At 34.5% G+C, this 25,246-nt stretch carries 27 protein-coding genes; 17 read left to right on the forward strand and 10 right to left on the reverse strand.

The window, feature by feature from the left end:
• Positions 1-112 precede the first annotated feature (112 nt).
• From B5X55_RS08395 to B5X55_RS08425, 7 genes are all read left to right on the forward strand, one after another.
• Positions 113-886 carry a ParA family protein gene (locus B5X55_RS08395; RefSeq protein ID WP_079512168.1) on the forward strand — a complete coding sequence of 258 codons (774 nt, stop codon included), beginning with the start codon at positions 113-115 and terminating at the stop codon, positions 884-886.
• Positions 887-888: 2 nt separating this feature from the next.
• Positions 889-1,797 (forward strand): ParB/RepB/Spo0J family partition protein, encoded by a 909-nt coding sequence (locus B5X55_RS08400; protein ID WP_079512169.1) that lies wholly within the window; start codon positions 889-891, stop codon positions 1,795-1,797.
• Positions 1,790-2,437 carry a DUF5683 domain-containing protein gene (locus tag B5X55_RS08405; protein ID WP_079512170.1) on the forward strand — a complete coding sequence of 216 codons (648 nt, stop codon included), beginning with the start codon at positions 1,790-1,792 and terminating at the stop codon, positions 2,435-2,437. Before B5X55_RS08400 ends, B5X55_RS08405 begins: the two co-directional genes overlap by 8 nt.
• Positions 2,438-2,439: 2 nt before the next feature.
• A complete protein-coding gene (gene dapB / locus B5X55_RS08410; RefSeq protein ID WP_079512171.1) occupies positions 2,440-3,141 on the forward strand; it encodes a 4-hydroxy-tetrahydrodipicolinate reductase in 702 nt (233 codons plus the stop codon).
• Between the two features lie 97 nt (positions 3,142-3,238).
• The gene (lepB, locus tag B5X55_RS08415) at positions 3,239-4,939 is read left to right on the forward strand and encodes a signal peptidase I (RefSeq protein ID WP_079512172.1); all 1,701 of its coding nucleotides are present in this window, start codon (positions 3,239-3,241) and stop codon (positions 4,937-4,939) included.
• Positions 4,940-4,970: 31 nt separating this feature from the next.
• The gene (locus tag B5X55_RS08420) at positions 4,971-5,600 is read left to right on the forward strand and encodes a WbqC family protein (protein ID WP_079512173.1); all 630 of its coding nucleotides are present in this window, start codon (positions 4,971-4,973) and stop codon (positions 5,598-5,600) included.
• Positions 5,593-5,913 (forward strand): DUF6122 family protein, encoded by a 321-nt coding sequence (locus B5X55_RS08425; protein WP_079512174.1) that lies wholly within the window; start codon positions 5,593-5,595, stop codon positions 5,911-5,913. The genes B5X55_RS08420 and B5X55_RS08425 overlap by 8 nt, the downstream gene beginning before the upstream one ends.
• Here the strand turns inward: B5X55_RS08425 and B5X55_RS08430 are convergent.
• The 7 genes from B5X55_RS08430 to B5X55_RS08460 all read right to left on the reverse strand — a co-directional run bounded on the left by B5X55_RS08430 (position 5,894) and on the right by B5X55_RS08460 (position 12,077).
• A complete protein-coding gene (locus B5X55_RS08430; protein WP_079512175.1) occupies positions 5,894-6,922 on the reverse strand; it encodes an endonuclease/exonuclease/phosphatase family protein in 1,029 nt (342 codons plus the stop codon). The two genes, B5X55_RS08425 and B5X55_RS08430, sit on opposite strands and share 20 nt — an antisense overlap.
• Positions 6,923-6,927: 5 nt before the next feature.
• Positions 6,928-7,806, reverse strand: a complete 879-nt coding sequence (locus tag B5X55_RS08435) for a rhomboid family intramembrane serine protease (RefSeq protein WP_079512176.1) — start codon at positions 7,804-7,806, stop codon at positions 6,928-6,930.
• 3 nt (positions 7,807-7,809) lie between these two features.
• The gene (locus B5X55_RS08440; RefSeq protein ID WP_079512177.1) at positions 7,810-8,553 is read right to left on the reverse strand and encodes a rhomboid family intramembrane serine protease; all 744 of its coding nucleotides are present in this window, start codon (positions 8,551-8,553) and stop codon (positions 7,810-7,812) included.
• Entirely contained in the window at positions 8,554-10,404 is a 1,851-nt protein-coding gene (gene mutL / locus B5X55_RS08445; protein ID WP_079512178.1) for a DNA mismatch repair endonuclease MutL, read from the reverse strand.
• Positions 10,404-10,739: a riboflavin synthase subunit beta gene (locus B5X55_RS08450; protein ID WP_234999695.1), complete on the reverse strand. Its 336-nt coding sequence runs from the start codon at positions 10,737-10,739 to the stop codon at positions 10,404-10,406. The genes mutL and B5X55_RS08450 overlap by 1 nt, the downstream gene beginning before the upstream one ends.
• Before the next feature lie 85 nt (positions 10,740-10,824).
• Positions 10,825-11,310, reverse strand: coding sequence for a 6,7-dimethyl-8-ribityllumazine synthase (gene ribH / locus B5X55_RS08455; RefSeq protein WP_079512179.1), 486 nt, complete (start codon positions 11,308-11,310; stop codon positions 10,825-10,827).
• Positions 11,310-12,077, reverse strand: a complete 768-nt coding sequence (locus B5X55_RS08460; RefSeq protein WP_079512180.1) for a tetratricopeptide repeat protein — start codon at positions 12,075-12,077, stop codon at positions 11,310-11,312. Before B5X55_RS08460 ends, ribH begins: the two co-directional genes overlap by 1 nt.
• 123 nt (positions 12,078-12,200) lie before the next feature.
• Between B5X55_RS08460 and recF the strand changes: the two genes are divergently transcribed.
• From recF to B5X55_RS08475, 3 genes are read left to right on the forward strand one after another with little or no spacing between them, the layout of a single operon-like run.
• Entirely contained in the window at positions 12,201-13,280 is a 1,080-nt protein-coding gene (gene recF / locus B5X55_RS08465; RefSeq protein ID WP_079512181.1) for a DNA replication/repair protein RecF, read from the forward strand.
• 2 nt (positions 13,281-13,282) lie between these two features.
• The gene (locus B5X55_RS08470) at positions 13,283-13,699 is read left to right on the forward strand and encodes a hypothetical protein (protein ID WP_079512182.1); all 417 of its coding nucleotides are present in this window, start codon (positions 13,283-13,285) and stop codon (positions 13,697-13,699) included.
• Positions 13,699-13,995 carry a DciA family protein gene (locus tag B5X55_RS08475; RefSeq protein WP_079512183.1) on the forward strand — a complete coding sequence of 99 codons (297 nt, stop codon included), beginning with the start codon at positions 13,699-13,701 and terminating at the stop codon, positions 13,993-13,995. Before B5X55_RS08470 ends, B5X55_RS08475 begins: the two co-directional genes overlap by 1 nt.
• A 70-nt stretch (positions 13,996-14,065) precedes the next feature.
• Here the strand turns inward: B5X55_RS08475 and B5X55_RS08480 are convergent, their stop codons facing one another.
• Both B5X55_RS08480 and B5X55_RS08485 read right to left on the reverse strand, forming a co-directional pair.
• The gene (locus B5X55_RS08480) at positions 14,066-14,485 is read right to left on the reverse strand and encodes a nucleoside-diphosphate kinase (RefSeq protein WP_079512184.1); all 420 of its coding nucleotides are present in this window, start codon (positions 14,483-14,485) and stop codon (positions 14,066-14,068) included.
• Between the two features lie 46 nt (positions 14,486-14,531).
• Positions 14,532-15,560, reverse strand: coding sequence for an alkaline phosphatase D family protein (locus tag B5X55_RS08485; protein WP_079512185.1), 1,029 nt, complete (start codon positions 15,558-15,560; stop codon positions 14,532-14,534).
• 75 nt (positions 15,561-15,635) lie between these two features.
• On the opposite strand from B5X55_RS08485, the gene B5X55_RS08490 reads away from it, so the two are divergent.
• The 5 genes from B5X55_RS08490 to B5X55_RS08505 are packed head-to-tail and all read left to right on the forward strand — an operon-like array spanning position 15,636 to position 19,461.
• The gene (locus B5X55_RS08490) at positions 15,636-16,652 is read left to right on the forward strand and encodes a DHH family phosphoesterase (protein ID WP_079512186.1); all 1,017 of its coding nucleotides are present in this window, start codon (positions 15,636-15,638) and stop codon (positions 16,650-16,652) included.
• Complete coding sequence (gene gldI / locus B5X55_RS08495; protein WP_079512187.1) at positions 16,649-17,179, forward strand: gliding motility-associated peptidyl-prolyl isomerase GldI; 531 nt, start codon at positions 16,649-16,651, stop codon at positions 17,177-17,179. The genes B5X55_RS08490 and gldI overlap by 4 nt, the downstream gene beginning before the upstream one ends.
• A 34-nt stretch (positions 17,180-17,213) precedes the next feature.
• Positions 17,214-18,350 (forward strand): peptidylprolyl isomerase, encoded by a 1,137-nt coding sequence (locus tag B5X55_RS08500; RefSeq protein ID WP_394332840.1) that lies wholly within the window; start codon positions 17,214-17,216, stop codon positions 18,348-18,350.
• Positions 18,351-18,396: 46 nt separating this feature from the next.
• Positions 18,397-18,660, forward strand: coding sequence for a hypothetical protein (locus B5X55_RS19005; RefSeq protein WP_234999696.1), 264 nt, complete (start codon positions 18,397-18,399; stop codon positions 18,658-18,660).
• On the forward strand, positions 18,661-19,461 hold the full coding sequence (locus tag B5X55_RS08505; RefSeq protein ID WP_234999697.1) for a glycoside hydrolase family 5 protein: 801 nt from the start codon (positions 18,661-18,663) through the stop codon (positions 19,459-19,461).
• A 36-nt stretch (positions 19,462-19,497) separates the two neighbouring features.
• Here B5X55_RS08505 and B5X55_RS08510 read toward each other — a convergent pair whose 3' ends face one another.
• On the reverse strand, positions 19,498-20,943 hold the full coding sequence (locus tag B5X55_RS08510) for an aminoacyl-histidine dipeptidase (protein WP_079512188.1): 1,446 nt from the start codon (positions 20,941-20,943) through the stop codon (positions 19,498-19,500).
• Between the two features lie 67 nt (positions 20,944-21,010).
• On the opposite strand from B5X55_RS08510, the gene B5X55_RS08515 reads away from it, so the two are divergent.
• Both B5X55_RS08515 and B5X55_RS08520 read left to right on the forward strand, forming a co-directional pair.
• Positions 21,011-22,078 (forward strand): DUF3810 domain-containing protein, encoded by a 1,068-nt coding sequence (locus tag B5X55_RS08515; protein ID WP_079512189.1) that lies wholly within the window; start codon positions 21,011-21,013, stop codon positions 22,076-22,078.
• Between the two features lie 173 nt (positions 22,079-22,251).
• On the forward strand, positions 22,252-25,206 hold the full coding sequence (locus tag B5X55_RS08520) for an amidohydrolase family protein (RefSeq protein WP_079512190.1): 2,955 nt from the start codon (positions 22,252-22,254) through the stop codon (positions 25,204-25,206).
• The last annotated feature ends 40 nt before the right edge of the window (positions 25,207-25,246 follow it).

Here is a 25,246-nt window from a genome sequence, read left to right on the forward strand (position 1 = left end):
AAAGTTTAACGCTTTTTTAATGAAAACCAGTTGGTTATTCACCTAGTGTTAACAAAATCCTTTCATTAGCCCCATAAATAATTGTATTTTTACCACCTAACTTACTTTGAATATGGGCAAAATTATTGCTATAGCCAATCAAAAAGGTGGGGTAGGTAAAACTACCACTACCGTGAATTTAGCTGCCTCGCTAGGTGTATTGGAAAAAAAGGTGCTTTTAATAGATGCTGATCCACAAGCCAATGCCACTTCTGGCCTTGGTATTGATGTAGATAGTGTTGAACTAGGCTCTTATCAGCTATTTGAGCACACAAAAAGCGCCAAAGAGACAATCATACCGACAACATCCCCAAATGTTGATTTAATTCCTGCACATATTGACCTTGTTGCTATTGAAATTGAATTGGTTGATAAAGATGAGCGTGAATACATGCTAAAAAAAGCTATTATTGATCTCAAGAAAGATTACGATTATATATTAATTGACTGTGCACCTTCATTAGGTTTATTAACATTAAACGCTTTAACAGCTGCAGATTCTGTCATTATACCAATACAATGTGAGTATTTTGCTCTTGAAGGATTAGGTAAACTTTTAAATACCATTAAAAGTGTACAGCGCCTACACAACCCAGATTTAGATATTGAAGGCATGCTATTAACCATGTACGATTCTAGATTGCGCCTATCGAACCAAGTAGTAGATGAAGTGCGTAAGCATTTTGGAGATATGGTTTTCGATACCGTTATTCAACGAAATGTTCGTTTAAGTGAGGCCCCTAGTTATGGAGAAAGTATTATTAAATATGACGCCGCAAGTAAAGGAGCGACCAATTATTTAAATATGGCCGATGAAATAGTCAAAAAAAATAAGCAGACGGTTTAAGTATGGCAAAAGCGACAAAGAAACAAGCTTTAGGTAGAGGACTTTCGGCACTTTTAAAAGATCCGGAAAATGATATAAAATCTGCCACAGACAAAAATGCAGATAAAGTAGTTGGTAATATAATTGAACTTGACTTAGAACATATTGAGGTTAATCCTTTTCAACCACGTTCTAATTTCAATGACGAATCGATTAAAGAATTAGCCACATCTATTAGAGAACTTGGTGTAATTCAACCTATTACCGTTCGAAAACTAGGTTTTAATGAATACCAATTAGTTTCTGGTGAAAGAAGATATCGCGCCTCTAAATTATTAGGGTTAGATACAATACCTGCATACATACGTATAGCAAATGATCAGGAATCTTTAGAAATGGCTTTAGTTGAAAATATTCAACGCCAAGATTTAGACCCTATTGAAATCGCATTATCCTACCAACGATTAATTGATGAAATTAATCTTACACAAGAAAAGTTGAGTGAGCGTGTTGGTAAAAAAAGGTCAACAATTGCCAATTACCTCCGGTTACTGAAATTAGACCCAATCATACAAACAGGTATGAGAGATGGCTTTTTAAGCATGGGCCACGGTAGAGCTTTAGTAAATATTGATAAAAAGCAAGACCAAATTGCTCTTTATGAAAAAATCATAAGCGATAGCCTTTCAGTTAGAGAAACAGAAAGTGCTGTTAAAGCTTATCATACTGAAGATACTATACCTAAAGAAATAAAAAAGCCGGTTCAAAATGACCCTGCTGTTTTTGTTCGAAAGGGAATCAAAGAACTTACTGATGCTTTATCGGTTAAAGTAGATATAAAGTCTTCTGATAATTCAAAAGGTAAAATCACTATTCCTTTTAAATCTCAAGAGGAGTTCGACCGTATCAAAAAATTGATAACAGGTGCGTAGTTATATCACTTTATTAATTAGTATTCTATTTTCTATACATTCTTGCTTTTCTCAAGAAGAGCAAGAAACAGTTCCTACAGCAGAAACTGATAGCTTATCATCCACTCTTGCAGAACAAGGAATTATAATAAAAGACTCCGTCTCATTTAAGAAGTCTAAAAAAGAATTTAATCCGCTTGCGCCAAGTAAAGCGGCTTTTTATTCTGCCATTTTACCAGGAATGGGACAGATTTACAACAAAAGGTATTGGAAAGCTCCCATTGCATGGGGACTCATTGGTGGTAGTATCTACATGTACACTTGGAATAATGACAATTATAAAAGTTTTAGAACCGCTTTCAAAAGAAGACAGGCCGGTTTTACCGACGATGAATTTTATGATTTAAATAATGGTATTATTCCATCTTTAGATGTTGATGATTTAGAATACCAACAAGAACGCTTTCAAAGCGACCGTGACCTGTGGTTGGTTGTTGCAATTGGCATGTATGCACTTAATATTGTGGATGCTAATGTGGATGCACACTTAAAGCAATTTAATATTGATGATGATCTTAGTATAGATTTTGAACCGTATTTTGACTTCAATCAGGTAACCAACAGTCCGAATTACGGCATGGCCTTAATTATAAAATTTTAAGAATGAGAATTGCACTTTTCGGATACGGAAAAATGGGCCAGATGATAGAGCAGGTTGCCCTAAAACGAGGTCATGAAATCGTTGCCAAAATTGATGAGCATACACCAAATATCGATTTTAATTCTATGGATGTTGCTATAGATTTCAGCATGCCTGAAGGCGCTTACAGTAATATAACAAAGTGTATCGAAAACAATGTCCCAATTATATCAGGCACAACCGGTTGGTTAGATAAATATAAGGACGCCGTTGCATTATGTGAAAGTAAAAATGGAGCCTTTATCTATGCCTCTAATTTTAGTCTGGGAGTAAACATCTTTTTTGAGTTAAATAATTACTTAGCGAAAATGATGCATAACCTACCTGAGTACAAAGTCTCATTAGAAGAAATTCATCATACACAAAAATTAGATGCGCCTAGTGGCACGGCTATTACCTTGGCAGAAGGGATAATATCCAACTCTGAATATTCAAAATGGAAACTAGATGATAATTCTAATGGCTCATTACCCATCACCTCAAAAAGAATAGGTAAGACTCCAGGCACCCATACTGTAACATATGACAATATTGTAGATAGTATTGAAATAAAACATACTGCCCATAATAGAGAAGGATTTGCTTTAGGAGCAGTTACTGCAGCGGAATGGATTATCGGTAAAGCCGGTGTATTTTCTATGCGCGATGTGTTAAACCTTGGTTAAAAAACGTAACAATAATCGAACAAAAAGACTGATGGATTATTGATGTTAAAAATAACATCGAAAAAGATTCATATTATTTCAATAAAAAACAAAGCTCATGAACGCCACCCAATGGATTATTTTCATTCTACTTGTACAGGTCATACACTTTTTAGGTACTTGGAAATTATATGTAAAAGCTGGTAGAAAAGCTTGGGAAGCAGCCATACCTGTTTACAATGCTATCGTATTGATGCAAATCATCAATAGACCTAAATGGTGGGTAGTTCTACTATTCATTCCAATCATCAACTTATTGATGTTTCCTGTAATTTGGGTTGAAACAATTAGAAGTTTTGGTCGTAATAGTACATTAGAAACGTGGCTTGTTGTATTTACTTTTGGCTTTTACATATATTATGTCAATTATTCGTTAGAGGTCACTTACATACAAGATAGAAGCCTTCAGCCAAAAACTGCAATGGGCGAATGGGTAAGTTCTATATTATTTGCAATTGTAGCAGCTACTTTGGTGCATACATATTTCATTCAACCGTATGTAATTCCTACAGGATCTTTAGAACGTACATTAAGAGTGGGTGATTTTCTTTTCGTAAGTAAATTTCACTACGGTGCAAGAACACCAATGACTACCGTTGCAGCACCAATGGTTCACGATACACTTCCTGTTTTAGGAGTTCCTTCTTATTTAAAAAAGCCACAACTACCCTATTTCAGACTTCCTGGTTTTACCAAAGTCAAACGAAATGACATTGTAGTTTTTAGCTGGCCTGCCGATACGGTACGTGTATTCTTTAAAAAAGAAAAAGGTGTAGATAAACCTATTGACAAAAAATCGAATTATGTTAAACGTTGTGTGGGCGTCCCAGGCGATTCATTAGAGGTTCGAATTGGTTACGTATTCATTAATGGAAAACAATTGGAATTGCCTGGTAGCGCCAAACCACAATTTGATTATAAGGTATATAGCTCTAAAGGTGTCTCCTCAAGAACACTTGATGCATTAGGCATTACAGACTTCACCAGAAAATATTTGTCTAACCCCCTAAATCAAGAACAGGTTAACGGAATACGAAGTTATCTGTTAGGTTACAATCAAGCTGAAAATGGTCAGATAGAACTGTTCACTAAGGGTTCTGGCATACCTGCCAACGTCATTTCAAAATATAGATTATCTCTGAAAGAGATTACCGACCGTGAACGCACAGTACCATTAACCGCTGATATGGTTAAAACACTTAAAGCCGACGCTAGCATAGATTCAGTAATTCAAAATGTAGCTGAAAAAGGACGAAGAGGGGTCAATTTATTTCCTCAAAGTCCTGACTATCCTTGGAATTACAGTCAAATGGGCCCTATCTATATTCCACAAAAAGGAGCTACTATAGACTTGAATCTTAAAGTTTTACCACTTTATAAAAAAATTATTAGAGAATACGAAAAAAATGAAATTTCCGTCTCAGGTAATCAGATACTCATTAACGAGAAACCAGCTACTACATATACTTTTAAACAGGATTATTATTGGATGATGGGTGATAACAGAGATCATTCTGAAGATAGTAGAGCTTGGGGTTATGTACCTGAAAATCACATTGTAGGAACACCAATTTTCATTTGGATGAGTTTCGATAATTTCACTGAAGGTATTAGCAACTGGAGACCTAGATGGGACCGTATCTTTACCACAGTAAACGGGGAAGGCGAGCCACAGTCTTACTTCAAGTATTTTTTAATTTTATTGGTTGCTTATTTCGTTGGAAACTGGTTTTGGAAACGAAACAAGGCTAAGAAGTAAATTTAGCATTCTGAACTTTAAATCTTAACAGATGAAACTAATTCATCCATCTTATTTTCCGAACATTATTACGTTCAGTTATATTATGCACCATGATATCTGTTTGGAAGTAGAGGACAATTACCAAAAACAGACATTTAGAAACCGTACCTATATTTGCAATGACCGAGGCAAACATATACTAAGTATACCCATTATACATGTAGGTTCTACCAACGGAAGACAAAAATATAAAGATGTAACCATAGACAATTCATACCCTTGGCAAAGGCAACATTGGCGTACACTAGAAACAGCTTATAGAACATCTCCTTTCTTTGAGTTCTATGAAGATGACATTAAACCTTTATACACAGAAACCTTTGAAGGCTTACTAGACTTTAATCTTAAGACCATAGAAACTATTTTCGAGTGTCTTCAGATAGAAATGCCTCAGTTAAAAACGGAAAAGTTTGAAGTTGCACCTGTTGATCAGGAGGACTATAGATTTCTTATTAGTGCTAAATTAAAACCCCAATTAGACTTTGAACCCTATGTTCAAGTATTTAATGACCGTAATGGCTTTATACCTAATTTAAGCATCTTAGACTTACTTTTTAATGTTGGCCCAAATACGGTAGATTATTTAAACCACGAATTCATTATACCAACAAATGATTAGGTTTATAGCTCATTATGGTATTCATTTTATCGCACCTATTTTTATAGCCTTTTACTTTTATAAGGATAATCGATTTTGGGTATCCTTAATATTATTATTAGGTATAGTTATAGACTTAGATCATGTATTGGCCAACCCAATGTTCGACCCAAATCGTTGTAGTATTAATTTTCACCCACTTCATAGCTATTGGGCAATAGCAGTATATATAATTCTTTTTATATTCAAAAAAACAAGAGTAATCGGCTTAGCCTTATTATTACATATACTTGCAGACACGGTAGATTGTCTATTTATTCGCTCAAAATTTTAATCGTCGCCATGATAGGCTCATGGTCAGAAAGATTAATGTTATAATTCTTATGAGATAGTACTTCTAAAGATGGATCCACTAAAACAAAGTCAATCCTAAATGGAAATTTCCAGAAGTTAATAGTCTTACCATAACCTCTACCCTTTTCCAAAAAACTATCTTTTAAATTACCCTTTATAGTAAAATATGAGTTTGAAAATTGAGTATTATTAAAGTCCCCACAAACAATATTTTTATAAGGACTATTATTCAAATGCTCCCTAACAATAGTGGACTGCTCTTGCTGCTTGGCAAAAGAATGCCTTAATCTTCCAAACAATTTATCTGACCGTTCTTTTTTAATGTTATTTGGCCGGATATTTAAAGATTCTAAATGCAGGTTATAAATTCGTATGGTATCACCCATATACTTTACATCAACAAAAATTGCGCTATTAGATGATTCAGGAAAATCTAAAATACCTTTTTCTAAAATCTTATGCCTAGAATACACCGCTTGAATAACCCTTCCATTATCAGGTCCGAACTCAAAATCAACATACTTAAACGGGTATTCTTCAAAATAATGAGACCTTATCTTCTTGTAATCAAACTCTTGAAAACAAACAATATCAGGACGTTCATTTTGAATAAACTTTACTATAGTATCACCAGCGGTACTTTCCCATTCATGTTTTTTACCTTGAAACCCCAAACTATTAAAACTCATAATAGACAATGAGTCTTCATTATTTATAGTCTTATTAATTGAGTTAAAACCAATAAAAGTACCTAATGTCAAATAACCATAAACCAAAATTGAAAGGGAGAGTAAAAAATAAAATTTTTTACGTAACAACCAGTATATAAAGAATAAGATATTTATAAACACCAACAAAGGCACTGCTAAACTGACAAATGCCAAACTAGCGGAAGAAGTATATGGAATTATACATGCCAGCAATAAACAAAAAGAGAAAATCATGTTTACTAGCAACATGATTTTTGAGAAAAAAGATAGTTTTTTCATCTTGTTCAGCTCTCTTTACCTGCCTTAAACAGAAAGTCTTTTTCTACTTTAGAAAGGCTTTCATAACCAGACTTACTTATCTTATCAAGTATAGCATCAATCTTTTTTTGATGAGTCTTTTTATCATAATCATCCGTAGAAGAAACGCTGCTACTCGTCTTTTTATTTTTATAAACAGTTTTCATCGGAGCTTTCTTTTTTGAGCCTTTAAATAGATTTGCAATACTGTCCATAAACCTAGAAAAGCCAGAACCTATATCATTTCCTTTAAGTAATTGGCTAGCGTATAAATAGCCTAAGAAAGCACCTCCTAGGTGTGCCAAATGCCCTCCAGAATTACTAATTGGCAATTGAACTAGATCTGATAAAACAACCGCCGCTCCTACCATCCAAAGTTTTACATTGAAAAAAATAATTCTTACTTCTTGATTCGGCAGATAAGTACATATAAAAATCAGAACTGCACTTGCTCCGGCTGAAGCACCTATTAAATATGCATTAGTATTAAAAAAAGCCGGAAAGATGTTGTAGCCTAAAACGAAAAACAGTCCACCTAATATGACACCGAGTATATAAACGTTCAAAAATCGTTTCGTATCAAATAGATTAAGAAAGATTTTCCCAACAAAATATATCATCAGCATATTCCAAAATAGATGCCCAATTCCACCATGAAAAAAAGAATAAGTCACAATCGACCATGGCTGAAATGCAACATCAACGATATCATTTGGCAATTCGAACCACTGTACAATACTATTTTTAGGTATACCCAATAAAAAAGGCACCAAAGCATTTACGATAAAAACTAAAACGTTTATCGCAATTAGCTTTTCTGCAATGTTTAACCTACTAAACTGATATTTTAAATCGGGTTGAGCCATATCTTAGTTCCACCTTTTATTATTAAACTGATTTTTTTTCCAATACCACATCATTAAGAATCCGAATAGTGCTCCACCAACATGGGCAAAGTGGGCAATTCCTTGTCCGAATAAACTATACCCAGTTACACCCGAAAATAAATCTAATGCGATAAGAACCGGAATAAAGAACTTTGCTTTTATAGGTACTGGCAGAAATATAAGAAAAAGTTCACTGTTAGGATATGACATGCCGAATGCCACAAGAATACCATAAATTGCACCAGAGGCACCAACCACAGGAGTATTGAATGCTCCTAGAAAATTATCAATAGTAGATTTACCTGCAATGGAATACCATTCTGTGTAGTATTGTCCGGTATTGATAATTTCTAAAATGCTACTTTCTGTCAACCCAGATTCTATTAAGGCGCTCATACCAGCATTGTAATAATAATAGTTAACACCTATATGAATTAGGGCTGCACCTAAACCAGCAGATATATAGAAAAACAAAAACTTATTTCTGCCCCACATACGCTCTAATGGCGTACCAAATGCCCACAAAGCATACATATTGAATAATATGTGCATAAAGCCACCATGCATAAACATGTGGGTTATAATTTGCCAAAGCTGAAAATGCTCATTCTTAGGAAAATATAGCGAAAACAACTCATACATTTGTTCGCCATACATTTGTGTGGCAACAAAGAACAGAACGTTAATTATAAGTAAGTGCTTGATTGTTTCAGTTAGTCTTCCCATTTAAATAAATTTTCGTTCAATATCATTCTCTGTGATTGTCATATATACTTTTTTATTAAACGGACTCAAGGTTGTTTCCTTACAGGCAAATAAATCATTTACCAATTTTACTTGAGAAAACTCATCTAACGTTTCACCAGTTTTTACTGATAATGTTTTAGCTAGTGTTTTTGCTAACATATCACTTTGCGAAAAACTATCGCCTGGCACCTCTTGTTGAAAATCAGAAATTAACTGCTCCATTATCATTTGCACTTCACTTTCTGCCACTAAAACAGGCACTCCCTTAATTTCTACACCATCTTCAGCAACTTCACCAAATACAAAGCCAACGGTACATAAATTCTCTTTAATTTCATTAAGAATACTAATCTCACTTGGCGAAAATGACAACGTAAGCGGAAACAATAATTGCTGGCTAACCGCTTCTTTAATAGTTATATTTTTCAAGAATTTCTCGTAAAGAACTCGTTGATGTGCTCTACTCTGATTAATAACAACCATCCCAGATTTTATCGTCGTTATAATATATTTTTTACGCAATTGAAAAGTCGTAGTCGTATGGTCTACAACTTCTTGCCCTTCATCAAAAATACTACTATTTACAACTTCAGACTCAAATTCTAAATTACTATGATTATCCCCATCTATAGACATATCCATTCCTGAATACAGGTTTTCCCATCCTTCAACCTTAGGTTTAGAATAATTACTGGTAGAATTACCTCTCGACGTCTTAACAGCCTCAAATGGATTGAATGAGGAATCAACAACTACTTGAGGTATACCAACCTCTTTATTTTTATAGGAATACGGAGTATCTAAATTCTGGTCTTGTTCAAAATCTAAAGCAGGGGTAACATTAAATTGCCCTAAACTATGTTTAACTGTAGACTTGAGCATAGCATATAAGGTATGCTCATCATCGAATTTAACTTCTGTTTTAGTTGGATGTATATTAATATCTATAGTGCCTGGGTCAACTTCTAAGTTTAAAAAATAACCTGGGTGAGTACCCGGTCGAATTAATCCTTCAAAAGCACCTAATATAGCATGATGTAAATACGGGCTCTTAATAAACCGATTATTGGCAAAGAAAAACTGCTCACCCCTACTCTTTTTGGCAAATTCAGGCTTTTGTATGTAACCTGAAATTTTGACAACATGGGTTTCTTCCTCAACAGGCACCAATTTTTCATCTGTCTTTCTTCCGAAAATCTGAACAATTCGCTTTCTAAAATCATTAGCCGGTAATTGAAAAACATCACTCCCATTATTATAGAAATTAAACGCAACTTGAGGGTGCGCTAATGAAATTCTATGAAACTCATCGGTAATGTGTCTAAATTCAACGTGGTCAGATTTTAAGAAATTGCGTCGGGCCGGAATATTGAAAAATAGATTTTTGACCAGCATTGAAGTCCCTTTAGGCGCAACAACTACTTCTTGGGCAACAACTTTACTGCCTTCCATTTTTATTCGCGTGCCAATCTCATCTTCTTCAGTTCTGGTAAGCATTTCAACATGTGCAATTGCAGCGATTGAAGCCAACGCCTCACCTCTAAAGCCTTTGGTATGTAAATTAAATAAGTCTTCTGCCTTTTGAATTTTAGATGTAGCATGCCGTTCAAAACTCAACCGCGCATCGGTACCACTCATACCCTTGCCATTGTCTACGATTTGAATCAATGTTTTACCGCCATCCTTTACAATTAGTTGAATTTCGGTTGCGCCGGCATCTATAGCATTTTCCAATAATTCTTTTACCACAGAAGATGGACGCTGAACAACTTCACCTGCAGCAATTTGATTTGCTACATGATCAGGTAATAATCTAATAATATCGGCCATTATGAAGAATAGAATATTGAGAGGTCAAAATCAATTATATAGAGGAAAATAAACACCAAAACAGCTAAAATAACGAGCATCCTAATCTTCAGATTACGATCTCCTTTTCTTTTAGCATCTTCTAAAGCACGATTGATTTTTCTTTTTAATCCACGAGATGTATCTAAGGTGCTACGAAATTGGTCAAATTTGGGTTCCATCTTAAAAGGATTGCCTTTACCCTTGCCATCATAATATCTAGGGTTATAGTCGAATTTCCTATTTTTTCGTAACCGCGTTATTTTACTCAACATCCCCATAGTACCAAAGTTACTTAAAATAGAAAAACAGGGCATATAAGGAATGCCAAAATTTGTTAACAGCTGCAGTAAACCTACACTAAAGTTAGTCTCTACAAAAAATTAGTAAGAATTTTGGTGATTACTCTTTTCCGAGTACGGCCATTTTAATGGCTGCAATTGCAGCCTCTATACCTTTATTACCATGTTTACCTCCACTACGATCAATGGATTGTTGCATGTTATTATCTGTAAGAACACAGAAAATAACAGGAACATTCATAGTTACATTTAAGTCTTTTATACCTTGTGCAGTTGCCTCACACACAAAATCAAAATGTTTGGTCTCGCCTTGTATCACACTACCAATAGCAATAATCGCATCAACTTTCTGTGTCTCAATCATTTTCTTTGAACCATAAGTAAGTTCAAAACTACCAGGCACATTCCATCTTAAAATATCAGTTTTCACGGCTCCACAATCTATTAAAGCTTCTAATGCTCCAGAAAACAACCCTTCAGTTATTTCAGAATTCCACTCAGAAACAACAATCCCAAACCGAAGTCCGTTCGCGTTTGGGATTGTTGCTTTATCATAAACTGATAAATTTTTATTTATTGTTGCCATTACTCACCACTTTTAGCCATTCCTATAAAAGCATTTATAGAATTTGCATTTTCTGATTTTGGAAACTCACTTTTAATTCTTTCAAAAAAGCCTAAAGCTTTACTCTTATCTCCCATTTCTAGAGCAGTTACACCTGCTTTGTATAAAAATTTAGGAGTAGTATATTCATTTTTGCTATGAGCTACAGCAGCTTCATAGTAACCTAAAGCATCCGAAGGCTGGTCTAATTGCATAAATGCATCTCCTAAACCACCTTTAGCCAAAGCGCCTAAAATAGCATCTTCTGAACTAAAATCTTCTAAATAAGTTATTGCTTCTTGATAATTGTTCATATTCAAGTAAGACATACCAGCACCATAATTTGCTAAATTTGCAGCCTTAGTACCACTATATTCCTCAATGATATCTAAGAAGCCGTATTTACCATCAGCACCTTCTAAAGCCAATGTAAACAAAGAATCTTTAGCTGTTGCACTCGCCAATGCTTGGTCAAAATATTGTTGTGGATAGTACATTTCATTAGCAGCACTAGTCTCTTTAGGCTTTACAACAAATTGGTTGTAAGCCAAATAACCTAAACCACATATAGCTATTACGACAATAGTACTTAATATATAGTTCTGATTTTTAGAAACCCATTCTTCTGATCTTGAAGCTCCTTCATCTAAAGAACTAAAAACCTCAGCGGTTGTACTTTCCTGTTCATCAAATTCTTGCTTTTCAGCTTTGGTTTCAGGTTTATATCCTCTTTTCTTATATGTAGCCATCTCTAATTTTATTGGTCGCGCAAAAATAAAGGTTTTATTGAAATCCTATAGGGTATTTATTCGTTATTTTTGGATATTTTAAGGTAGTTTTCATCCTTCCAAATCTAAAATTCAAGAAATTTAATGCTGCTGAGACAATTATCATTGATCAATTACAAAAATTTTGAGTCCAAAGAACTTGTATTCGATTCTAAAATAAATTGTTTTGTGGGCGATAATGGCATTGGTAAAACCAATATTCTCGATGCTATTTATCATCTTTCTTTCGGAAAAAGCTACTTCAATCCTATTTCTTCTCAAAACATACGTCATGGATCCGACTTCTTTGTAGTTGACGGATCCTTCGAAAAAGATGATCGAGAAGAAAAAATTGTGTGCAGTTTAAAAAGGAACAATAAAAAAATTATTAAAAGAAACGGAAAAACCTACGAGCGTTTTGCCGACCATATAGGTTTATTGCCGTTAGTAATTATTTCACCTGCAGATCGTGATCTAATAATTGAGGGTAGTGATACCCGTCGCAAATTTATTGATGGAGTTATCAGTCAATCCGACAAAAACTATTTACAGCAACTTATCAACTATAACAAAGTAGTATCACAAAGAAATGCACTTTTAAAATATTTTGCCGCTAACCGCACTTTTAATAAAGATACTTTAGCGGTTTACAATGAGCAATTGCATAAGTATGGTACTGAAATATTCAATAAAAGAACTTCTTTTTTAAAAGCTTTTATTCCAATTTTTCAGGAACAATATAAAGCTATAACCAGTAACACTGAAAAAGTATCACTTAGCTACGACAGTAAATTGTTACAAGACGACCTACTGACTTTACTAAACAAAAATTTAGATAAAGATCGGGCATTGCAATACACCAGTGTTGGCATTCACAAAGACGACCTTAGTTTTGAGATTAGTGAATTTCCTATTAAAAAATTCGGTAGTCAAGGTCAACAAAAATCGTTTCTAATTGCCCTTAAATTTGCGCAGTTTCATTTTATGAAATCGCAAAGCGGTACAACTCCAATTTTAATTTTGGATGATATTTTCGACAAATTAGATGAACATCGTGTATCGCATATTATTACTTTGGTAAATGATGAGAACTTTGGTCAAATTTTCTTAAGTGATACCCATGCAGAACGGACAGAAAGTGTGGTTAAAAAAATTCATCAGTCGTATAAAATATTCAAACTATAATAATGAAACAACTTCTTCTATTTTGTGCTTTATTATTTATCTCATGTGGCTCAAAAATTGACCAAGAGCAATTACATCTTTTAAATGGCTACTGGGAAATAAAAGAGGTTACCTTTAAGGATGGAACAAAAAAAGAGTATTCAGTAAACACCACAGTCGATTACATCAGTTTGGATTCTTTGAAGGGGTTTAGAAAAAAAATGAGTCCTAAATTCAATGGTACTTTTGAAACCTCTAATGATGCCGAGCCGATATTGATACGAATCTCTAACGATTCTATCTTTATGAATTATACCACCGAATTCAACACTTGGGAAGAAGTTTTACTCTCTCTTTCTGAAAAAAGTTTCTCAGTAAAAAACGAACAAGGTATTACCTATACATATGAACGATTTGAACCTATTAATATAAACCCATAATGGCAAGGCGAGACAACGAAAATTCATCTATGAAAGATGCTCTTTCTGCATTTATTCAAAAGAATAAATTAGAAAAGGGAATGGACAAAGTAGAGGCACGAGAGGCATGGGTAAGACTAATGGGTAATGGGGTAAATAATTACACGACCGAAATTGAATTACGTTTCGACACCCTTTATGTTTCACTATCCTCATCGGTATTAAGAGAAGAATTAAGCTTAGGGAAATCGAAAATAATACGCATGATTAATGAAGAAATTGGAAAAGAACTAGTAAAAAAAATAGTACTCCGTTAAATGTTGGTTGAAGGAAAATAAAAAGAGCCAGTCCTTTCGAACTGGCTCTTTGAATATTATATTTTAAAATTTAGTAAATCTCTCTACCTGCAAAATGAAAAGAACCCTCAAGAGCAGCATTCTCATCACTATCTGAACCATGTACTGCATTCTCACCAATACTAGTAGCGAACATTTTACGAATAGTACCTTCAGCTGCATCTGCAGGGTTAGTAGCACCTATCAATGCTCTAAAATCTTCAACAGCATTCTCTTTCTCTAAAATAGCAGAAACTATTGGTCCTCGTGTCATAAACTCAACCAACTCGCCAAAGAAAGGACGCTCTCTATGTACACCATAAAATTCTTGCGCATCTCTTAAGCTAAGTTGTGTATATTTTAAAGCTACTATTTTAAAACCAGCAGCTGTAATTTTTTCTAATATTGCCCCAATATGTCCATTCTCAACGGCATCTGGCTTAATCATAGTAAACGTTCTATTCGTACTCATATCTTAAATTTTTGCGCAAAAATACGTTTTTCCACATAACTCACAACTATTGATAGCTTTGTTCTAATTTCTGCAAGACAACACCGTTGTTACCAATTATCTTAAAATCAACCTTTTTAGAACTAAAATCGAACTCTAAAGTTCCGAAACTTTCTGTAAAAACAACATCCCCTACTCTATACGGATTAGGTTCTCCTGTAAATCCTTTATAAGCATGTGTGAGTCCACTACTCGTAAAATCGATTAATGGATAATTCATGCCATCTATTTGAGTTTGAGAAAACTCAGAGATATGACGATCTCCAGATAATATAATAACTCCTTCAGCCTTAGAGCTAGAAATTAATTTTTCTAAACGGTCTGCCTCATGAGGAAAATTACCCCACGCCTCAAAACCATGTTCATTAGATAAAACTTGAACACTGCTTACAATAATATTAAAATCTGCATTAGATTGGTTCAACTGTTTCTCTAACCAAGTCCACTGAATTTCTCCAAGTACAGTGCCCATGCCATATTCATTTGGTTTTACTCTTTTATCTGTTTCAGTATCCAGTGTAATAGCTGTTCTAAAATATCTGGTATCTAGAACTATTATATTAATACTGCCCTTCTCTAAATCATATTTTTTTGAACTATAGACTCCCTCTTGTTCCCTTAAAGGACTATCCGTTGAAACATTCATAAAATTCAAAAACTCTTGTTGACTTTCCGCTTTAGCCTCAAATTCTACACCACCATCATTTAGTCCGTAATCATGGTCATCCCAAGTTCCAATGATTTCTGTTTTTTTAATAAGTTTTTTATACTCCTTATTCTCGTTTTGCATTGTATACATTGCTCTTAACGCTTCCATATCGTCAGTATCTGCATAAACATTATCTCCACCCCAAACCCAAACATTGGGTTTTGTATTTAAAATATCGTCCCATAAGAGGTTTGGCAAATCGGTTCTATTACAAGAACCAAAAGCGAGAACAAAATCAGTGCTTTCTACCTTGTTCATTGAAACCTTTTTATTTGTGGAACAAGACAGTAATAGAATTGTAATGATAGAAATTATAGAAATTTTCATGGCAGTAAGTTATGTCTGAGTAAAATTACGTTATTCAGTTTAAAGCCTATATTTTTAAATTGTATCTTTGCCGCCATGAATTTAGAGCACCTAAATGAGCTTAAAAAGCTGCTTTCTTCTTCAAAGAAAATAGCTATTATACCACATAAAAATCCCGACGGCGATGCCATTGGCTCAACGTTGGCGCTTTGGCATTATCTGGTAAATAGCGGACATACTGCGAGTATTGTTTCTCCTAATGATTTTCCGAAATTTTTAAAGTGGATGCCAGGTGCAGACAAGATATTAAATTTTGAAAAGGAAAATATACAATCAAAATCATGCATAGAAAAGGCAGATATTGTTTTTACGTTAGATTTTAATCATTTGGGGCGTGTGGGTCACATGAGTGAAACATTAGAATCTGCGAATGCAACCTTTGTTATGGTGGATCATCACCAAGAACCATCTGATTATGCAAAAATCATGTATTCAGATGTAAGTATGAGTTCAACCTGTGAAATGGTCTATGTTCTAATTAAAAAATTAGGTAATGAGAATAGTATAACCCCTGAAATGGCCAACTGTATTTATACAGGAATCATGACAGATACGGGTTCTTTCAAATTTGCCGCTACGACAAGTAATACGCATAGAGTTATTGCCGACCTTATGGATAAAGGTGCAGAAGGTACCGAAATTCACCACAGAATTTACGACACCAATTCACCAAGTAGATTACATCTTTTGGGCTGCGCGCTAAAAAACATGGTCATTCTACAAGAATACCAAACTGCATATATTACACTTAGCCAAGAGGAATTAGACAAATACAACTACCAAAAAGGAGACACCGAAGGCTTTGTAAACTACGGTTTAACTTTAGATGGCATTCGTTTTGCTATAATATTCATTGAAAATAAAGAAGAAGGTATTTTTAAAATATCATTTAGATCAGTGGGTGATTTTTCAGTAAATGACTTCGCAAGGAAACACTTTCATGGAGGAGGCCATACCAATGCAGCTGGCGGAAAAAGTGATTATTCGATAGAAGAAACCATTGCATACTTTATTTCATTATTACCATTATATAAGAATCAATTACAATCATGAGATTAGTTTCATTATTATTTCTTTTTATAATTTTTAGCAGCTGTGATGGTCCAGAACCTAGAAAACCAGTTCAGACAAAAAGTGGTAGTTTTTTCAAAGAATCTATTGAAAGAAGTCGAAAATTATTAGAAGCCGAGGAAAGTAAAATTCAAAATATTATAAAACTTGATTCACTTAAGGACTATTCTCATAGCGCTTCTGGATCATGGTACCATTATTTAAATGTAAACGAGGAAAGTGATTATACTCCTAAAACAGATGATTTAGTAGTGTTCAATTATGATATATTAACCTTGGATAATGACACCATATACTCAAAAGAAGATATTGGTATTGTCACCTACAAGGTTAATAAACAGGAACTTTTTCTAGGACTACGTGATGCTGTTAAAATGTTAAAGGTAAATGAACGGGCTACTTTTTTGTTTCCTTCTTCAATAGCATTTGGGTATCATGGCGATGAAAATAAAATTGGAAGCAATGTTCCTTTAAAATCAACTATTACCATTTTACAAATTGAAAAATAACAAGATAATACAGTAAATTAAAATGACCATTATGATTAAAAAAATGTACTTACTTGCAGTTATCGGTTTAATTATGACCAGCTGTAAAACCAGCAAAAGAGCTGACTTAGGTGATGGCATCTTTGCCGATATAAAAACTTCTAAAGGTGATATTATCATTCGCTTAGAGCAAGATAAAACACCTGTTACCGTTGCAAATTTTATATCATTAGCAGAAGGCACAAATACTTTTGTTAGCGAAGAATATAAAGGTAAAAAATATTATGACGGACTAACGTTTCATAGAGTGATGAAGGATTTTATGATTCAAGGTGGCGATCCATTAGCTAATGGAACCGGAAACCCAGGATACCGGTTTATGGATGAATTCAACGATTCATTGATTCATGACAAAAAAGGAATTTTATCATCTGCCAACGGTGGTCCATCATCTAACGGTAGTCAATTTTTCATCACTCACAAACCTACACCTTGGCTAGATAATAGACATACCGTTTTCGGTGAAGTTGTAGAGGGTATGGATGTTGTTGATTCTATTGCTAACGTAGCTGTTGGTGCAGGTAACAAACCTGTAGAACAAGTTACGATGAATACTGTAGAAATTATTCGTAACGGTAAAGAGGCTCGTAAATTTGATGCAGTTAAAGTAATGACAGAATACTTTGATGGGGAAGAAGATAGACTTGCTGCAATAGAAAAAGAAAAGGCTGATAAAATAGAAGCAATTAAAAGAGTTAAGGAAGAGTTTGCAACAGAAATAGAAGCTGAAAAGGCAAAAGCTACTACTTTACCTTCCGGACTTAAAGTATTGACTTTAAAAGATGGAGATGGCGAAAAGCCTAAAGTCGGACAAAAAGTAAATGTTATGTACGCAGGCTATTTAATGGACGGTACTTTGTTCGATAGTAATTACGAAGAAGTTGCTCGCAAATATGGTACTTTCGATTCGAACAGAGAGCAAGGTGGCGGTTATATGCCAGTACCTATGGATTATTCTCCTGAATCCAGATTGATTGCAGGATTCAGAGAAGGATTATTAACAATGAAAATTGGCGATAAAGTTCGTTTGTTCATACCATCTCACTTAGGTTATGGTGCACAAGGGGGCGGTCCGATACCTGCTGATGCTGACTTGGTATTTGATTTAGAAATAACTGGTCTTACTCAATAAACAACTATGTAAAACTATAATCGTTAACCCAAAATTCATAAATAGTATGTTTAAACAATGTGGCTTAACGATTATAGTTTTTCTTTTTTCGAGTATTGTATTTTCATGTGAATCTTCAAACGAAGAAAATACTGCACAAATAAAGGTTTTAGAAACTCCTACTACCGAAACCGATATTCTCACAACCCCAAATATAGATGGCTCAATTGTTTCCCTACATGGGCAATTACATGTTGAGGGAAATCGAATTTTAGACCAAAATAATAATGATGTTCAACTACGAGGAATGTCATTTTTTTGGAGTCAATAGATGGGTAAGTACTATACACCCGAAACGGTTCAATGGTTAAAAGAAGATTGGCAATGTACTATTGTAAGGGCAGCTATGGCTGTTGATGATTCAGACGGTTACATCACCAATCCTGAGATTGAAAAGAATAAAATATTTACCGTAATAGATGCTGCAATTGCTGAAGGTATTTATGTTATTGTAGATTGGCATAGTCACCATGCAGAAGACTATGAAGAACAGGCAAAATTGTTTTTCTCTGAAGTAGCCGAGAAATACGGAAACCAACCGAACATCATTTATGAATTATATAATGAACCCTTAGATGTAGCTTGGAATACGGTTCTTAAACCATACCATGAAGCAGTACTAGCTGAAATTAGAAAACATGACCCAGACAATATTGTAATTTGCGGTACTCGAAACTGGTCGCAAAATGTAGATGATGTCATCGGTAATGAAATTGATGATGACAATGTTGTATATACCCTTCACTATTATGCAGCAACGCATAAACAAGAATTACGTGATATAGCACAAGAAGCAATTGACAATAACATTGCGCTTTTTGTAACCGAATTTGGCACAACCGATTATTCGGGCGACGGTTTTATTGATGTAGAAGAAGCAAATACCTGGTGGAATTTCTTAGATGAAAACAAAATATCATGGTGTAATTGGTCTATAGCCGATAAAAGTGAAAACTCCGCAGCCTTATTTCCAAATACAAGCACAGAAGGTCAATGGAACGAGAGCGACTTAACCCAAAGTGGTTTACTAGTTCGCGAAGAACTTAAAAGCAAGAATCCCAATTTTAAATAAAACCGGGATTCTTAATTAAAATAAGTTTACATATTTCTAATTCGTATTCTTTAAAATTTCTAAAAGTAATTTCCAAAATTTCTGAACAGAAGATATACTTACACGCTCATCTGGCGAGTGAGCACCCAAAATTGTGGGCCCAAAACTAACCATATCAATATCAGGATAGTTTTGCCCTAAGATACCACACTCCAAACCAGCATGGCAAGCAATTACCTTAGGTTCTTCTTTGAATAAATTTATATAAGTATTCTTAGTTATAGAAAGTATTTTAGAATCCGGATTTGGATTCCAACCAGGGTACGCACCACTAGATTTCACATCGAAACCTCCTAATTCGAAAACAGAACGTAAAGAATTTGCTAAGTCCAATTTTGCAGAATCAACTGAAGAACGTGTTAGACAAGCAACAGTAATCTTACCATCTTTAACCAAAATTCTTGCGATATTATTTGATGTTTCAACCAGGTTCTCAATCGAAGCACTCATTGCATATACCCCATTATGAGCAGCATATATAGCCTTTATTAATTTGCCTTGAGCACCTAGTCCCATTACTTCTTTTGCAGGCTTAATTTCTTCTAAGTTGATTGTAAGGTTTGGCTCCTGTACTTTTAATTCTGCTTTAATAGCATCAGCTAAGGCATTGAATTTTGTTACGACCTCAGCAACATGCTTTCTACCAATATTCAATTGACAAGTGCTTTCTCTAGGTATTGCATTTCGTAAACTTCCACCTTCTAAAGAGCTAATTCGCATATTATAATCAAGACCCAAATAAAGTAAACGGTTCATAATTTTATTTGCATTACCAAGGCCTTTATGAATATCCATTCCGCTATGCCCACCTTTCAATCCTTTAATAGTAATTTGAAGTCCCGCATCACCATGTGTTCCTGGTTTTTTATTATATGACCTAGTTGCGGTAACATCAATACCACCGGCACAACCTATATCAATTTCATCATCTTCTTCTGTATCAAGATTTAAAAGTATCTCTCCTTTTAATATTCCTCCCTCTAACCCAAAGGCACCGGTCATACCTGTTTCTTCATCAATAGTAAACAATGCTTCAAGAGCAGGATGAGAAATTGAATCACTCTCAAGCAGCGCCATTATTGCAGCTACTCCCATACCGTTATCAGCACCTAAGGTCGTTCCCTTAGCCTTTACCCAATCACCATCGACGAACATATCTATACCTTGTACATCAAAATCGAATTGAGTTTCTGTATTTTTTTGATGAACCATATCTAAATGGCTTTGAAGCGTTATCATTTTCTTACCCTCCATACCTGAAGTTGCTGGCTTTCTAATAATAACATTACCTATGGCATCAGAAAAAGTTTCCAAGCCAAGTTCATTTCCGAAACCTAACATAAAAGCAATTACCCTTTCCTCCTTTTTTGAAGGTCTAGGTACCGCATTTAATTTTGAAAAATTACTCCAAACCGATTTAGGTTCTAACTGATCAATATTCATAGCTTATTTTCATAGTTAATGACTACAAAAATACTGATAGAAAAAGGATTTCGCTATTTTTGAGATAATGAAGATATCATTTAAAAATGCCGTAGCACTTTCATTGATTCCCCAAATCGTAATCGTAAAATGGCTCGGCAACCACTCAGAATTCGTTGAGAATTATTACAGCACAGGTTTTTATCCATTTATCTCTGGAGTTTTTAGAATATTGTTTGGTTGGATTCCTTTTTCTATCGGTGATCTTATGTATTTCGCCCTAATAATACTTGCACTTACTTATCTATATCGAAATAGAAAATCTATCTGGAAAAACAAATTATCTTTTGCTCGCAACGTTTTAATGATACTTTCTGTCGCATACTTCACCTTTCATTTTATGTGGGGCATGAACTATTATAGAGAACCATTAGCAGATAAGTTAAGCTTGACAGAAACTAGAGATTATCAAGAACTTTTAGATTTTACACAGCAATTAATTCGAAAAACCAACGATGCACAATTAAACATTACTAATGATTCTAGTTTGGCCGTATCTATACCGTACAGTCAGAAGCAAATTTTTGACAAGACGATTATTGGGTATGATGAACTTAAAACCATACATCAATTTTTAAAATATACTACCCCTAGTGCAAAAACTTCTTTGTTTAGTAAAGGACTCACCTATATGGGATACGCTGGTTATCTCAATCCTTTCACGAATGAAGCCCAAGTAAACGGTTTGCTTCCAAATTTTAGATTTCCAGTGGTAGTAGGTCATGAAATTGGTCATCAATTGGGCTATTCTGCAGAGAACGAAACTAACTTTATAGGCTATTTGGTTACTGCTAAAAATAATGATATTTATTTTCAATATGCAGCCTATGCATATGCTTTGGGATATTGCTTAAGTGATATAAGAAGTGCAAATAAAGAAGAATTCAACCGATTACTCTCAACCTTAAACCCTGGTGTAAAGAACAACTTTCAGGAAATGGCCGATTTTTGGAATTCTTACGAAAATCCGATGGAACCAGTTTTTAAGTCAATATTCAATTCTTTCCTAAAAGCAAATAATCAAACTGAAGGCATTAGAAGTTACAATGCTGTAGTTTCTCTTTTAGTAGCCTACCACAAACAACATCCATTATAATTGATTTATACATTCCGCAATCAAATTAGGTAGTAACAGTCTTTCATATAATATTTTAAGATTAAAATACATATTATGAATTAAAGAACTTTCAACTGTTAAACAAAAGTGAAATAGACCGTACATACTGGTAAATCCAAGTATTTTTAAAGTACTAATTCAAACCAAACATAATGAAAAAACTAATTTTCACACTATGCCTTCTTTGGTGTAGTACTATTTTAACTGCTCAAGAGTATTTTCCCGAAAATGCAGGGGTAAAAGTCAACAATAATAACTACACGGCTTTTACGAACGCTAAAATTTATGTAACTCCTACACAAATAATTGAAAAAGGAACATTACTAATTCAACATGGTAAGATTGTAAGCGCCTCTAGTACAGTCAGTATACCAAAAAACTCAATAATTATTGACCTAAATGGAAAGTCCATTTATCCATCTTTTATTGATATCTATTCAAAATTTGGAGTGGAACAACCTAAAAAGAAACCAGGTAGTGGGCGATCTGCAGAATACGCGCCTTCTAGAGATGGTTATTATTGGAACGACCACATTATGCCAGAGAATAAAGCAATTGCCAAGTTTAAATACGATGATAAAGAGGCCAAAGTTTTACGTGAAGCTGGTTTTGGTGTCGTAAATTCTCATATACAAGACGGTATTGCGAGAGGAACTGGTGTATTAATCGCACTAAATGGTGAAGGTACAGACGCTAATCGAATTCTAGATGATGAGTCTGCACAATACTTTTCATTGGATAAAAGTATCGCAAAAGGTCAATCATATCCTAGCTCTTTAATGGGCGCCTTAGCATTGCTAAGACAAATGTATAGCGATTCCGATTGGTATTCAAAAGGTAATTCAAAAACCACCGACCTTTCATTAGAAGCATTGAATGCCAATAAAAATTTAGTTCAAATTTTTGAAGCGAAAGACAAAGGAAATGATTTACGTGCTGATAAAATAGGTGATGCTAATGGAATTCAATATACCATTTTAGGTGGTGGAAATGAGTTTGAAAGAATCGAAGAGATTAAAGCAACTAATGCGAAATTTATAATTCCAATTAATTTCCCTGATGCTTATGACGTTTCTGACCCATATGCAGTTGGTTACGTTTCACTGCAAGATATGCGGTTCTGGAACCAAGCACCTACCAACCCAAAAGTATTGGCAGACAATGGCATTCAGTTTTCTCTAACTACCTATGATTTAAAATCTCCTTCAAATTTCAAGGAAAAATTAATGAAAGCCATTGAATACGGACTATCCAAAACAAAGGCTTTAGAAGCATTAACTACGGTTCCGGCTCAAATTTTAGGCAAATCGAATGAAATCGGTTCCTTAAAAAATGGCGCATTTGCAAACTTTCTAATTACCTCAGGGGATGTTTTTGATACCTCTACCACTCTTTACGAGAATTGGGTTCAAGGCACTAAAAGTGTCATCACATCTATGGAAACGAAAGATATTCGTGGAGATTATAACCTAAACGTACAAGGAAAAATATACGCAATGTCAATTACAGGTGAAGTTGCAAAACCTGCGATAGAAGTAAAACAAGATACCACAAAGCTTACTTCTAAAATAGCATATGACAATAATTGGATGACTATTTCATTCGCAACTGATGAAGGTGAAAAAACCTATAGAATGACTGGAGCTGCAACGGAAGCTTCTGATAATCTTTCTGGTCTGTTAGTTCTACCTAACGGAAATGAAACACAATTTACAGCGACTAAATCTAAAGCATTTGAAGAAAAAGACGGTAAAGATGACAAAGCTAAGGATGCACCTAAAGTAATGCCTGTAATGTACCCGAATGTAGGATATGGTTTTGCTAACAAACCAAAATCAGAAACCGTTTTATTTAAAAATGCTACGGTATGGACAAGTGAAGAAGCCGGTATTTTAAGAAATACCGATGTACTTATCAAAAATGGTAAAATAGCAAAGATAGGAACGAACTTAAGCGCAGGAGGTGCTAAAGTTGTAGATGCTACAGGTAAGCATTTAACTGCTGGCATTATTGATGAGCACAGCCATATCGCTGCATTAGCAGTAAACGAATCAGGTCATAATAGCACTGCCGAAGTAAAAATGGAAGATGTTGTTGACCCTGAACATATGGGTATATATCATTCCCTTGCAGGTGGAGTAACATCCCTTCAATTATTACATGGCTCCGCTAACCCAATAGGTGGTAGATCAGCAATTTTAAAATTAAAATGGGGCGAAGAGGCCGATGGTCTGATCTATGACAACTCGCCTAAGTTTATCAAATTTGCTTTAGGTGAAAATGTTAAGCAAAGTAACTGGGGTAGTTACTCTCGTTTTCCACAAACACGAATGGGTGTAGAACAACTTTACATGAATTACTTTCAAAGAGCCAAGGAATATGATACCAAAAAGAAAAATGGAGAGCCATATCGTTATGATGAGGAAATGGAAGTTTTAGCTGAAATACTAAATGGCGAACGTTATATTTCATGTCACTCATATGTTCAGAGCGAAATAAATATGATGATGAAAGTTGCTGAACATTTCGGATTTAAAATAAACACGTTTACCCATATTCTTGAAGGTTATAAAGTTGCTGATAAAATGGCTGAGCATGGTGCAGGTGCCGGCACATTTAGTGATTGGTGGGCATATAAATATGAAGTGAATGATGCTATACCATACAACGCTGCTATAATGCAAAAGCAAGGTGTTGTTACCGCTATAAATAGCGATGACCGAGAAATGATAAGAAGGTTAAATCAAGAAGCTGCAAAAACTATAAAGTATGGTGGCATGACCGAATTGGAAGCTTGGAAAATGGTTACAATTAACCCTGCTAAACTTTTACACTTAGACGATCGCGTAGGAAGCATAAAAGAAGGAAAGGATGCAGATTTAGTTTTATGGTCTGGTAGTCCATTATCAGTTTATTCTAAAGCAGAAAGAACAATGATAGAAGGGACAACATATTTCGATTTAGAAACGGATAAGCAAAACCGCGAAAAAATTAAAAAAGAACGAAATGAGTTGGTTACTATGATGCTTAAAGAAAAGAGCGGTGGTAAAAAAACGCAAGGCCCAAAGCAAAGTGTTAAAAGAGATTTCACCTGTGAAAGTCTTTAATTTAATCAACCTATGCGAAGTATCACAAAATCTAAAAATA

Origin of the sequence: Maribacter arcticus, assembly GCF_900167935.1 — a bacterium.
GTDB lineage: Bacteria > Bacteroidota > Bacteroidia > Flavobacteriales > Flavobacteriaceae > Maribacter > Maribacter arcticus.